The following is a 12,774-nucleotide window of genomic DNA, read 5'->3' on the forward strand; positions in this document are numbered from 1 at the left end:
CAGATGAGTATTAAGTTTGGGCAAAATTTGCTAGCATATAGCGTAATATTACCGACTACATTAGCCACGTTATGAGCCATCCTACTGCTGCCAATTCCTCAAAGCTACATACCAAAATTTTATATCCTGGTACCTTTGACCCCATTACTAATGGTCATGTCGATTTAGTCAAGCGAGCAACCAAGCTGTTCGACGAGGTCGTCATTGCCGTTGCTTCAGGCCATCATAAAAAACCGCTATTTAGTTTTGAAGAGCGCGTTACCTTGGTCGAAACCGTATTTGCTGATTTACCGCAAGTATCGGTGATTGGTTTTGAAGGTCTGCTGGTCGATTTTATGCGTGAAAAAAATGCCACTGCCGTCTTGCGTGGTCTACGGGCGATGTCGGATTTTGAATATGAGTTTCAGCTGGCCAATATGAACCGTGAACTTGATGAGAACTTTGAAGCAGTATTTTTGACCCCATCTCAGAACTATTCGTTTATCTCGTCTACCATGATTCGCGAAATTGCCAAGCTTGGCGGCGATGTGACTAAATTTGTTCCTCAGTGTGTGTCGCAAGGCTTTGCTGAGAAACTCAATCTTAAATAGACATAGTATTTATTGACGACTATTCGCTGGAACCGTCAAAACGGCCAGTCTTGATTGTTATCCGTAAAATATAAGGAGCAGTTTATGGCGCTATTAATCACTGATGAATGCATCAACTGTGACGTCTGCGAGCCTGCCTGCCCGAATGAGGCCATCTCAGAAGGCGATGACATCTATGTTATCAACCCCGACCTATGTACCGAATGCGTTGGCCATTTCGATGAGCCGCAATGCGTGGTCATTTGTCCTGTCGACTGTATTCCTCATGATCCTGATCATGTCGAAACCGAAAGCGATTTGATGTCAAAATACAAACGTATCACTGGTCAGTAATGCGTTGCCAATCGTGCCTTTGAGTTAATAGTTATTTTAAAATAAAATCGATACGTTAAAAATCGATACATTAATAGATAGGTGCGATTGGTATAAACTTCCTTTGCTTGCTGTTATCACAGAGGCTACGAAAAACTCATCCCAGTCGCACTGTATTTTTTTTAAAGTAAATCCACTATATAAAAATGCTAAAAACTAGGAATAATATGACGAATACGGATATTCAAATGGTAGTACGCTTTTTTAAAAATAAATGCTTGTCGTTTGAGCGCGTACTATGAGTGTCGATGCTGCTACCAGTGATTTTGATCAACAGCACCTTTGGCATCCCTACGCCAGCCTGCCGCCCACCTATCCAAATATCGTTATTGATCATGCAGAAGGCATTTATATTGTCACGCAAGATGGTACGCGTCTGATTGACGGCATGTCATCTTGGTGGGCGAGTGTCCATGGTTATAATCATCCAACGCTCAATGCCGCGATGATTGAACAATTGGGCAAAATGGCGCATGTCATGTTTGGCGGCTTGACCCATCAGCCAGCGATAGATTTAGGCAAAAAGCTGCTAGCTATTGTACCTGCTGGACTCGATGCGATATTTTATGCCGATAGCGGCAGTATCGCGGTAGAAGTGGCGCTAAAAATGGCATTGCAATATCAAATTGCCACTGCGCGTCCGCAAAAGTGCCAGTTTGCCTCAACGCACTCTGGCTATTATGGCGACACGTGGCATGCGATGAGTGTTTGCGATCCTGTTAATGGCATGCACAGCCTGTATGGTAAACAATTACCGATGCAGCACTTTGTGTCTGCGCCGCCTTTAGGATTTGAGCGCGGGCTAAATCAAACTACACGTGATGAATTAATAGTGTTTTTTGCTAAAAATAGCGATCAACTTGCCGGATTTATCATTGAGCCTATTATTCAAGGCGCAGGCGGTATGCGCTTTTATAGCCCTGAGTATTTACAACTACTGCGTCAGCTATGTGATGAGCATAACGTGCTGCTCATTGCTGATGAAATCGCCACAGGCTTTGGGCGTAGTGGCAAGCTGTTTGCTTGCGAGCATGCCGATATTAGTCCTGATATTATGACCATTGGCAAAGCACTGACGGGCGGTTATATGACCTTTGCCGCGACTTTATGTACGCGCCATATTGCTGACACCATCAGCCAAAGTGATTATCCAGCCCTGATGCATGGCCCGACCTTTATGGGAAATCCGCTGGCTTGTGCGGTCGCTTGTGCATCGATTGATTTAATTTTGTCCTATGATATCGAAGCTCGTACGGCAAATATGCAAACCGTAATGGAACAACAACTCGCGCCTGCAGCGACGTTAGCTGGCGTTGAAGAAGTACGTTGTTTGGGGGCGGTAGCCGTCATTGAGCTTAATGACGCGGTTAATATGCCAGTATTTCAATCTTTACTTATTGAACACGGCATTTGGGTCAGACCCTTTGGCAAGTTGGTTTATATCATGCCGCCTTATATGATTACTGACACTGAGTTAGCAACGTTATGTCAGTCATTGTTAACGGTGGTTCGTGTTTATTTAACAAAGCAAGGTCAACTATGAGCGTGCTATTTATCTCTGGTATCGATACCGATATTGGCAAGACTTACGCTACCGGCATGATAGCAAAAGCGTTGATACAGCAAGGTATTAACGTCATCACTCAAAAGTTGGTACAAACAGGCGTTAGCGTCAATTGTGATACTGGTGAGATGAATATTGCCGATGATATTGTCACTCATCGTCAATTGATGAATATGCCGTTGCAGCCGTGTGATGTTGACTTTACCACGTGTCCGTTTCGCTATGAGAAGCCGGCGTCACCGCATTTATCTGCTGCGCTTGCTAATGCCGTTCTAGACCCTGAAATCATCACCAAGTTTACGCAGCAATTGCAACAAAGCTACGATATAGTGCTATTAGAGGGCGCAGGTGGCTTGCTTGTGCCCATAACCGAGCAGCTATTAACCTTAGATTATATTGCTACTCAAGGTTATCCGGTGATTTTAGTCACATCAGGTCGGCTTGGTAGTATTAATCATACCTTGCTGAGTTTAGAGGCGATTAAAGCGCGTGGTTTGACGGTACATAGCGTCATTTATAACCATATTCATGATAGTGCTGCTCAGACAGATAAGCAAATAGCTAATAGCACGATTGATTATTTAAAAAACTACTTAGCGCAAAATTATCCAAACACACATTGGCTACAGCTGTCATGCCAAGATAAAGACCAGAAAAATGACAATGATTTAATGTTGCCGCTGAACTTTATTTAGATCATGATTCAAATCACTTGGTAAAAAAGGTGAAATAAGCACAAAAGATATTCCTAGACCGCCATTAGTTTTGCTATACTAGCGCGCTTGGTAGACTAGACAATCGCCGCTGCACACTGGCAACAGATGCGCAGGGGAGGAAAGTCCGGGCTACATAGGGCAGCGTGCCAGCTAACGGCTGGGCAGGGTAACTTGACGACCAGTGCAGCAGAGAGTAGACCGCCCCGCGCAAGCGAGGTAAGGGTGAAAGGGTGCGGTAAGAGCGCACCGCGTGAATGGCAACATCTCACGGCATGGTAAACTCCACGCGTAGCAAGACCAAATAGGCATCGGCATGGCGCGGCCCGCGTTCGATGCGGGTAGGTTGCTTGAGCGTATTAGCGATGATACGCCTAGAGGAATGATTGTCCACGACAGAACCCGGCTTATCGGTTTACCAATTTTTTATTGTTCGTTTTTATCGTTAGTGCTATACATATTTGCTATTAATTTGAATTAAATTCCTATTTTTTGCAGATAAACGATAATTAGGGGTTGACGACAGTCGTCTCTATCGGTATTATACCGAGCCTTAAATGGCGATGTAGCTCAGCTGGTTAGAGCGCATGACTCATAATCGTGAGGTCAAGAGTTCAAGTCTCTTCATCGCCACCATTTATAGTAAGAATAGCAGTACGAAAGAAGCCAATCCTTTGTGATTGGTTTTTTTTTGGCTAAAAAACCCAATGAAGACAATATTCTAAAGTCAGTTAGATAAATAACCGCTTATATTTACTTGCTGTTTTCTTGCTAAATCATAGGTTTATCTGTTTAGGTACAGATTAATTCTTGTAACTTATGTCCCGCTTACTTATCATAGGGGCTGTTTTCGGTAAAGTCCTGTAACGCTATGTCTGTACAATTACCTCCTTATCGTCCTATTAAGCACCGTAGTGGACTGAAAGTCATGGGTGCGGCATTCCATGCATTGCTCATGCGTGAGCTGCAAACGCGTTTTGGTGGTTATCGCTTGGGTTATTTATGGGCGCCGCTAGAAGTTATTTTTCAAATTCTTATATTTTTGGTTATTTTTGGTGCTATTCGTGAGCGTTTGGTACCAGGAATGGATTTTTCTTTGTTCTTAGTAGCAGGGATGGTTCCATTTCGTATGTTTCAAAAAATAGCAACAAGGGCATTAGGGGCTGTTGAAGCGAATAAAGGCTTGTTGATGTATCGCTCAATCAAACACATCGATGTAATTATTGCCCGCTCATTTTTAGAGTTAATCATTTATTTTTTTACTTCGATACTACTATTAGTTGGTTTGGCCTTTTTTAATATCTATGCCAACTTAGAAAACCTGCATATTGTATTGTTTTGCTGGATTACTTTGTTCATGTTTAGCTTTGGCATCGCTTTGATTATGATGGTAATAGGGTATTATGGTGGCGAAATTAGTAAAGTAGTGACAATATTTTTTACGATACTTTACTTTACCTCAGGTATTATTTTCCCTATTCACATAGTTCCAGAGCCTTATTTTAGTTACTTATTATATAATCCTTTGATCCATAATATTGAGCTCATAAGACATGCTTTCGCTCCCAATTATCCAGCCTATCATATTGATATAGGGTATTTTTTGAAGTGGATGATCGGTGTTAATTTTTTTGGCCTTTTACTTTATAAATTTACAGAAAGAGATATGCTGCGTTCTCGTTAAGTAGCTAACTTTCTCCTTAGTATTATTGATAGTCATTCAAAAATATAGGTAGATAAATGATCGAGATCAAAAATATTTCCAAATCATTTATGACTAAGCAAGGTCGGCATTATTTATTTAAAGATTTAAACCTGACCATCGGTGATAAAAAAAATGTAGGTTTACTTGGTCGAAATGGTGCGGGTAAATCAACGTTGCTGCGGATTATTTGTGGTCTTGATGAGCCGGATAGTGGTGAAATTATTACCGATTCCACTATTTCTTGGCCAGTTGGTGTAGCAGGTGGATTCCAAGGTAGCTTGACGGGCCGTCAAAACGTGCGTTTTGTTTGTCGTCTTTACTCAAGCGGACCCTATATCGATGAAAAAATTCGTTTTGTCGAAGAATTTGCTGACATTGGTAATTATTTTGATATGCCAGTAAAAAGCTATTCTTCAGGTATGAAAGCACGCTTAACCTTTGGTTTAAGCTTAGCCTTTGATTTTGATTATTATATGCTTGATGAAGCTGGTGCGGTTGGTGACGCCGCTTTTCGTAAGCGTAGTGAAGAGATTTTAGCAGCGCGCCGTCAGCAAGCCGGGTTTTTAATTGTATCGCATAACATCGGTGATATTAAGCGTAATTGCGATATTGGTATTGTGCTAATGGATCAAACAGCACACGTCTTTGATGACACAACAGAAGCGATTGAGGTTTATGAAAAGCATGTCCACAAAGCGAAAAAATAAGATAATTGACTTCTCGCTGTTCATTGGCTTGGTGATCCTCCCTTGGGTGTTGGTGATCTTTTATGTCATGACCCTTGCACATCCGCGCTTTATTTCGACAGCTGATGTGGTCGTGAAACAAGTGAGCGAATCTAGCGTACCTTCTGGTGGCGGTCTATCGGCCTTGTTAGGTGTGAATAGCACCAGTAAAGAAGATGCAACCTATCTGACTGAATATATATTGTCCAATGATATGGTGAAGCGCCTTGATAATAAGTTTAAGTTCCGCGAGGCTTATTATGTAGATGGCTCGGATCCTATTTACGAGATTGATCCTGATGCGTCGCAAGAAGATTTACTCGAATATTTTAAAAGTCGGGTTCATATCAATCTTGACGAACAAAGCTATGTATTGTCAGTATCGACAGAAGCCTTTGATTCAGACTACGCTTTTGAGCTTAACAAAGCGATTTTGAGTGAGTCTGAACAGTTTGTAAACCGCATTTCACAAGAGGTCGCGCGTGATCAACTGGTGTTTGCCGAGACGCAACTCGATGAATCACAGGATCGCTTGAATGATGCCAAAGAACAGTTGCTCAATTATCAAAATGAAAACGAAATTTATGACCCGCAGGCCAATGCCCAAATTGTTAATCAACTGATTGGTAGCCTACAAGCGCAGCTTAGCTCATTACGCACTGAAGAGCGACAATTGCTAAGCTATTTGAACCCAGATGCGCCGCAAGTGGTGTCGTTAAGAAGTCAAATCAAGGCAGTTGAAGAGCAGATTGCTCAAGAACAAACCAAACTAACCTCACCAAATACGACCAAATTGAACCGTCAAGCTGTACAGTTTGAGACGATTAAAGCGGATGTTGAGTTCGCCACTGAGTTATATAAGTTGTCACTATCATCGCTTGAAAAGGCCCGCTTAGAAGCCTTTAAAAAAATGAAAAACTTGATTGTAATCTCAACCCCTTATGAGGCTGAAGAAGCATCCTATCCGCGTCATATTTATATTATTTGGACATCGCTGGCATTGCTTTTGATGCTTTATGGCTTTGTACGTCTAGTAATGGCAGTGGTTCGTGACCATCGTAGCTAGCTTTGAATTTTCTTACAGGGTAAGTTTTAAAATTTTTACCCTGTAAAAAGCTAAAGATTTGATGCGCTTGGCAATCGCGAACGATTTGCCAAACCAAATACCAGTAATGATCGATAGATCTGCAAAGGAATACAACGCATGAACATGAAACCACGTCCTATCGTGACCATGATTAAGGTAATCAGCTTGACGATGGCTGCGACCAGCATCTCGGCAATAGCAGCGACCAGTTATGCGGATCAAATAGCAGGGTCTAGCTTTGGTACTAGTAGCAATAGCATGAGTCAAGACCAAAACCGCAGTAACATTAATGTCTCAACGCAAGCTTTCGCTGGTGGGGTTCCGGGTCAAGCAACGACTCAAGAAGCTGTCAATGCCGCAAGCTTACCCAGTCAGTCAGTGATTAATACCACGCGTCCTTATCAAGATATCGATACTCAAGATATGATGTTTGGTGAGCAGCTATTTCGCGGTGCGTTTTCGACGACTTCTGGTTCTACCTTTAACGACAGCTATGTGATTAATCCTGGTGATAATGTACAAGTACGAATGTGGGGCGCCTATCAATATGCCGCGACCACGACTGTAGATCCGCAAGGTAATATTTTCTTACCGAATGTTGGTCCAGTCCGTATCTCTGGTGTGCAAAATGGCAGTCTACAAAACGTGGTCAAAAGTGCGGTCAGTCGTATTTATCGCTCGAACGTCGGCGTTTATGCGTCATTAGAGCAAGCACAGCCAGTGAAAGTTTTCGTGACTGGCTTTGTCAAACAACCCGGTTATTATGGTGGGCTTGCAGCAGATTCAGTATTGTCCTATTTAGACCGTGCGGGCGGCGTTGATCCAACCCGCGGCAGTTATATTGATATCCAAATCAAACGTAATGGTCAGATGTTGCAGCAAGTCAATTTATATGATTTTTTATTGGCGGGTAAATTACAGTCATTTGCATTCCGTGATGGTGACGTCATTACTGTTGCCCCACAGAAAAAAACCTTTCAAGTGGGCGGGGAAGTTCAGAACGAATACACCTTTGAGTTTGATGTAAACGACCTAACCATCGGTGATGTACTGCAAGTGGCTAGTCCCGCAGCTAAAGCTACCAACGTTAGCATCACTCGCAGTGCAGGACGCGCGCAAACCGCAGAATATTACTCCCTTGCAGAAGCGCAGAATGTTCCTGTCTATAATGGCGATCAGATGGTGGTTACCTCAGATCGTTATGCCGGCACCATCGCCGTACAAGTTAAAGGCGCACATACGGGTAATGGTGCCATGGTTGTGCCTTATGGTGCTCGTCTAAAAGACATCGTCCCCCAGCTGCAACCAAGCCCATTGGCGAAGCTGACGCATTTAACGATTTATCGTGAGTCTGTTGCTGAACAGCAAAAACGCATGATTAACGAATCGCTGGATCGTTTGGAAGAATTGACGCTTGCCAGTCAATCGACGACGCGTGAAGAGGCGGCATTGCGTCAAGACGATGCCAATTTGGTTAAGCAGTTTGTCGCCAAAGCCCGTAATGTTAAAACCACTGGTCAAATCGTCGTCGTACCGAATTCGTGGCAGGATATTATTCTGCAGCAAGGTGATATTATTGAGATACCGGCGCAAACTTCCGTTATTACGGTTAACGGTCAAGTACGAGCACAAGGCGCGCTAACCTTTAACCCAGATTATACGGTTGGTGATTATGTTGCCAATTCAGGCGGTTTCTCTGACAATGCTGATGTTAAAGAGATCTTAGTTGTTCATCAAAATGGGGCCAGTGAAGTGGTTAATACCGCTTACCGTATTCAACAGGGTGATGAGATCATGGTATTACCGAAAGTCAAAACCAAACGTGTAGAAATCGCCCGTGGTTTATCGCAAATACTTTATCAGTTAGCCATTGCAGCCAAAGTTGTACTAGATTTATAGTCACTCCTATATAACTTGAATAAGGTATCGAAAATGGCAAAAAGTGTGATAAATAAGGATAAGATGCCAGTGGCGTCACCCTTTATTGACGCACTATTTTTGCCATCAATGAAATCTAATTTATTGCCATCTAATTTATTAAAACCTGAATGGTTGGAATCTAACGCACCCAAACGTCTGGCGGTAGTCGGCAAAGGGATGCGCCGTAACAACCTTTTACTTTCAGACGTCTTACGAGCAGACCTACAGCGTTGGTATCCTTGGTCAGCTTTACAACAGCGCTTTAACGTAGGGTCTGAAACCCCGGATGCTTTTATCGGTTGGGGTCATAAAAAAAGCTATCAACGAGCAAAGCGCGCCGCCAACCGGCAAGGGCTGCCGACATTAAGTATTGAAGATGGCTTCTTACGTTCGCTAGATTCTGGGCTTAGTAGCCGCTATGGATTAAGTGTGGTTATTGATGATATCGGTATCTACTTTGATTCGACGCAGCGCTCACGCCTTGAACAGCTAATTATTCAACGTGCTCATGATTATTCAAGTGCGCATGACTTATTGTCAGACAACAAGCGCGCGCAAGCCTTAATGGCGCGTATTTGCAACGCTAAATTAAGCAAATACAATGCAGTGATTGCAAGTCCCTCATTAGATGACTTGGTGACCGAGAAAAATTCTAATATAGCGCCCACTGCTCCAAAAACGCATGTGTTGTTAATTGATCAAGTCGTTGGTGATGCCTCTATCAAAGGCGCGGGTGCTGATGGTAAGCAGTTCAAGCGCATGTTAAAAGCTGCTTGCCGTAATCACCCTCATGCCCATATTTGGATCAAAGCCCATCCTGCAGCAAAATCAGGATACCTGACCCGTTTAAAACGACCTAAAAACGTTCGACTGTTAACCCAAGCGCTTAATCCTATCGAGTTGTTGGCGCAAGTTAGCGATGTTTATACCGTCAGCTCGCACATGGGTTTTGAGGCACTAATGCTCGGCAAGACAGTGCATTGTTTTGGCGTTAATTGGTATAGTGGTTGGGGCCTGACCGATGACAGCGGTGCACCAAAGCGCTTGCTTAAAGTAGTAAAGAAGCGCCGTCAAGCGTTTGCTGCTGCCATGCTGCCGCCTGAAAAATTAACAGAATCAGGGCGACTTTCTAAGTTATTGGCAAAACCATGGAAAATACCTGAACGCCTGCCTAACCAGCGAAACAAACAATCCTCTAATAGCCTTACGGTTACGTTAGAAAGCTTATTTTATAGTGCTTATATCGATTATAGTGCCTATGTAGATCCAGCCACCAAGCAAGCCTGCGAGATTGATACCGCCATTGAGTGGTTAATCACCAATCGTTATTGGCAAGGACGTCTTGAGGGTAATTTAACGGTATATGAGTTTAGCCGTTGGAAACTGCCCTTTGTGAAAGCTTTTGTCCATCTACCTCGTACCACTTTGTTTGTAAAACCCAAGCCACGCCTCAAAAATTTACTGCATCCTGATCACTTGCGTGTTAATTATCAGCAGCCGCTACTGGTATGGGGCCTAGCCAAGCGCCAGCAAGTACAAAAGAAACGACAAAGTAAATTGGCTGAGCAACGTTCAGATATTCCAGCTATTTACTGTATGGAAGATGGGTTTATTCGCTCAAATGGTTTGGGGGCTACCTTATTAGCACCGTTGTCTGTCGTTATAGACAAGCAAGGCATTTATTATGATGCAACGCGGCCGTCAGATTTGGAAGCGCTATTACGTCACTGTGAGGCCTTGACGCCAAAGCAGTGTGCACGAGTAGAGTCACTGCGAGGCAAGCTGCTGACTCAGCGGGTCAGCAAGTACAATGTTGGCATGAATGTAGATGGCGCTGATGATCAACAGATCTCTTGGATGCAAGACGCTAAGCTATCTGGGAAATCCCGTGTTCTTATTGTCGGGCAAGTAGAAGACGACTTATCGGTACAGTATTGTGGTTCAACGATTAAAACCAACAGTGGTTTGATTGAGCGTGTACGCCAAGACAATCCTGATGCTTATCTGATTTATAAGCCGCATCCAGATGTTGAGGCGGGATTACGTGCAGGGAAGGTAACCGCCGCGCATCTAAAACAGGTACAAGCGGTCGCTTATGATACCGCAGTGCCGGACTGTTTAGAGAGTGTTGATGAGGTGCATACTATTAGCTCATTGACAGGTTTTGAAGCCTTGCTTCGTGGTTTAGACGTTACTTGTTACGGCTTACCGTTTTATGCCGGCTGGGGTTTAACGACAGATATGGATGCCCAATTATCACCGAAAGCTGACTATTTAGAGAGACGAAAACGACAGACGTCGTTGACGCTTGAACAACTGCTACACTGTACGTTAATAGACTACCCTTTGTATCGCCTTCCCAATGGTTATGGACTGGCGCAAGTCGAGCAAGTGATTGACTATTTGTATCCACCGAAAAATAACGATCTTGCCGCAAAGCAAAACCAGATAAATAATGCTTCGGTGAAGACAAGTGCCACGTCAAAAAAACCTTTAGCCATAATCAGCCAGATACCTAGCCAATTTAAGCGTCGTGCTGCCACGCATTTTATGCAACAGCGTCATCAATGGCAGCAGCGCTTACGTAAATTATCTCGTTAATAAACGCCAAGTACCTCTTATAAATCCATTGCGACAAGCAAGGGTTTTTTCGGTATAATTGTTTGTCATTTAGGGTTATTTACTCAATCCCTTTGCCTCTCTTTTGTCTGTCTATTCTTCAATCAATGGTAATCTAATACTATGGCAGCTTCGATGTCTCATTTGCTTACTCATCGACACGTCTTGCTGTTACAGGGAAAGATGGGCGGCTTTTTCAATCGCTTTTCTACATTTTTGCAGACTCAAAATATTCAAGTAAGTAAAATCAACTTTAATGCCGGTGATGCGTTTTTTTATAGCCATCCTAATACACATGAGTACACAGGTACTTTGGCGCAGTTTTCGTCTTGGCTGCAGGCCTTTATTAGCGAGCATAATATTGATGCGATTGTGTGTTTTGGTGACTGCCGCCCGCATCATACACAAGCGTCGTGCATCAGTGAAAAGTTAGGCACTTCATTTTTTGTGTTCGAAGAAGGCTATTTGCGACCCGATTATATTACCTTGCAGGAGTACGGTATTAATGGTAATTCGCGGTTAAAAATTGCCGATATTAAAGCGTTGAATAAGGCCAATGATAAGCCGTTATATACGCACAATCGATTTTATCGCTTGAGTATCGCCGCCATCGTTTACTACATTATTGCTTGGCTATACAAGAGTCGCTATCCCCATTATTCGCATTACCGAGGTATGACAGCGTGGCAAGAGGCAATAGCATGGTTAAAAGCGCCATGGCGTAAGCTGCGCGGCTATGTACCTGACAAACAACTACAAAAGAGACTGACCAAACAAGAAAGTGATAATTACTTCTTGATTAGCCTACAAGTACACAATGACTCGCAGATTACTCATCACAGTGATTATCGTGATGTGGTACAGTTCATTGACGAAGCCATCGCAAGCTTTGCAGGTCATGCTCATGAGGCGCAGTTATTGGTATTTAAGCACCATCCGTTAGATCGCGGTCATCGAGATTATCGAGAATTGGTCTGCAGTTTGGCTGCGCGCTATCAGGTCAGTCATCGCGTTTTTTATGGCTGCGATATGCATCTGCCAACCTTGATGAAGCATAGTATCGGTATGGTGACGATTAATAGTACGACAGGGCTACAGTCGGTATATCATAAAAAACCTACCAAGGTTATGGGTCGCGCGATTTACGACACCCCAAAACTGACAGACCCAAAGCCGCTTGATGATTTTTGGCGGCATCCCAAAAGCCCAGATAATGAGTTTTATTTAAGGTTTCGTGAATATCTGATTGAACAGACGCAAATCAATGGCGCTTTTTATGGCAAATCACCCTGGATGTATAAGTATTTAAAGCCAACGGATGCCACTAGCATAAGTTCTGATACCGCTAAATAACTTATCAGACAGAGCCAGCCAATGATGTCTTGGTTAAATTAAAGCCATTAATATTGCGTTGTAAAATGTTAATCTAAGCACTTATTTAATCGTTAACACTACTCAGTCGTTAATGTCAGTAGCCAT

Annotated in this window: 10 protein-coding genes, 1 tRNA gene and 1 other RNA gene; all 12 read left to right on the forward strand. The window is 43.2% G+C overall.

Going from position 1 to position 12,774, the window contains the following annotated elements; translation table 11 throughout:
* Nucleotides 1–71: 71 nt before the first annotated feature.
* The 12 genes from coaD (at nt 72) to ACSUPM_RS02335 (ending at nt 12,648) form a co-directional block, all read left to right on the forward strand.
* Nucleotides 72–590, forward strand: coding sequence for a pantetheine-phosphate adenylyltransferase (gene coaD / locus ACSUPM_RS02280; protein ID WP_101211791.1), 519 nt, complete (start codon nt 72–74; stop codon nt 588–590).
* An 84-nt stretch (nt 591–674) separates the two neighbouring features.
* A complete protein-coding gene (locus ACSUPM_RS02285; protein ID WP_101211792.1) occupies nt 675–923 on the forward strand; it encodes a YfhL family 4Fe-4S dicluster ferredoxin in 249 nt (82 codons plus the stop codon).
* A 277-nt stretch (nt 924–1,200) separates the two neighbouring features.
* Entirely contained in the window at nt 1,201–2,505 is a 1,305-nt protein-coding gene (bioA, locus tag ACSUPM_RS02290; RefSeq protein ID WP_201582381.1) for an adenosylmethionine--8-amino-7-oxononanoate transaminase, read from the forward strand.
* A complete protein-coding gene (gene bioD / locus ACSUPM_RS02295) occupies nt 2,502–3,221 on the forward strand; it encodes a dethiobiotin synthase (RefSeq protein ID WP_201582380.1) in 720 nt (239 codons plus the stop codon). Before bioA ends, bioD begins: the two co-directional genes overlap by 4 nt.
* A gap of 87 nt (nt 3,222–3,308) precedes the next feature.
* Nucleotides 3,309–3,665: RNase P RNA component class A (gene rnpB / locus ACSUPM_RS02300), an RNA gene on the forward strand.
* Nucleotides 3,666–3,798: 133 nt separating this feature from the next.
* Nucleotides 3,799–3,875 (forward strand) — tRNA-Met (locus ACSUPM_RS02305).
* Nucleotides 3,876–4,110: 235 nt separating this feature from the next.
* A complete protein-coding gene (locus ACSUPM_RS02310; protein ID WP_101211794.1) occupies nt 4,111–4,923 on the forward strand; it encodes an ABC transporter permease in 813 nt (270 codons plus the stop codon).
* Between the two features lie 56 nt (nt 4,924–4,979).
* Entirely contained in the window at nt 4,980–5,651 is a 672-nt protein-coding gene (locus ACSUPM_RS02315; RefSeq protein ID WP_101211795.1) for an ABC transporter ATP-binding protein, read from the forward strand.
* Nucleotides 5,629–6,735, forward strand: coding sequence for a capsule biosynthesis protein (locus ACSUPM_RS02320; RefSeq protein ID WP_227502344.1), 1,107 nt, complete (start codon nt 5,629–5,631; stop codon nt 6,733–6,735). The genes ACSUPM_RS02315 and ACSUPM_RS02320 overlap by 23 nt, the downstream gene beginning before the upstream one ends.
* 138 nt (nt 6,736–6,873) lie before the next feature.
* A complete protein-coding gene (locus ACSUPM_RS02325) occupies nt 6,874–8,655 on the forward strand; it encodes a polysaccharide biosynthesis/export family protein (RefSeq protein WP_025651620.1) in 1,782 nt (593 codons plus the stop codon).
* A gap of 33 nt (nt 8,656–8,688) precedes the next feature.
* Nucleotides 8,689–11,277: a capsular polysaccharide biosynthesis protein gene (locus ACSUPM_RS02330; RefSeq protein ID WP_436880146.1), complete on the forward strand. Its 2,589-nt coding sequence runs from the start codon at nt 8,689–8,691 to the stop codon at nt 11,275–11,277.
* 153 nt (nt 11,278–11,430) lie between these two features.
* Nucleotides 11,431–12,648, forward strand: a complete 1,218-nt coding sequence (locus ACSUPM_RS02335; RefSeq protein ID WP_227692896.1) for a capsule biosynthesis protein — start codon at nt 11,431–11,433, stop codon at nt 12,646–12,648.
* Nucleotides 12,649–12,774: the final 126 nt, after the last annotated feature.

The sequence above is a fragment of the Psychrobacter okhotskensis genome (genome assembly GCF_965638355.1).
Lineage (GTDB): Bacteria > Pseudomonadota > Gammaproteobacteria > Pseudomonadales > Moraxellaceae > Psychrobacter > Psychrobacter okhotskensis.

Bases quoted from the DNA above. Each gene is read 5' to 3' on its own strand.
- coaD (WP_101211791.1), top strand. From the start codon at position 72: ATGAGCCATCCTACTGCTGCCAATTCCTCAAAGCTACATACCAAAATT.
- ACSUPM_RS02285 (WP_101211792.1), top strand. From the start codon at position 675: ATGGCGCTATTAATCACTGATGAATGCATCAACTGTGACGTCTGCGAG.
- bioA (WP_201582381.1), top strand. From the start codon at position 1,201: ATGAGTGTCGATGCTGCTACCAGTGATTTTGATCAACAGCACCTTTGG.
- bioD (WP_201582380.1), top strand. From the start codon at position 2,502: ATGAGCGTGCTATTTATCTCTGGTATCGATACCGATATTGGCAAGACT.
- ACSUPM_RS02310 (WP_101211794.1), top strand. From the start codon at position 4,111: ATGTCTGTACAATTACCTCCTTATCGTCCTATTAAGCACCGTAGTGGA.
- ACSUPM_RS02315 (WP_101211795.1), top strand. From the start codon at position 4,980: ATGATCGAGATCAAAAATATTTCCAAATCATTTATGACTAAGCAAGGT.
- ACSUPM_RS02320 (WP_227502344.1), top strand. From the start codon at position 5,629: ATGTCCACAAAGCGAAAAAATAAGATAATTGACTTCTCGCTGTTCATT.
- ACSUPM_RS02325 (WP_025651620.1), top strand. From the start codon at position 6,874: ATGAACATGAAACCACGTCCTATCGTGACCATGATTAAGGTAATCAGC.
- ACSUPM_RS02330 (WP_436880146.1), top strand. From the start codon at position 8,689: ATGGCAAAAAGTGTGATAAATAAGGATAAGATGCCAGTGGCGTCACCC.
- ACSUPM_RS02335 (WP_227692896.1), top strand. From the start codon at position 11,431: ATGTCTCATTTGCTTACTCATCGACACGTCTTGCTGTTACAGGGAAAG.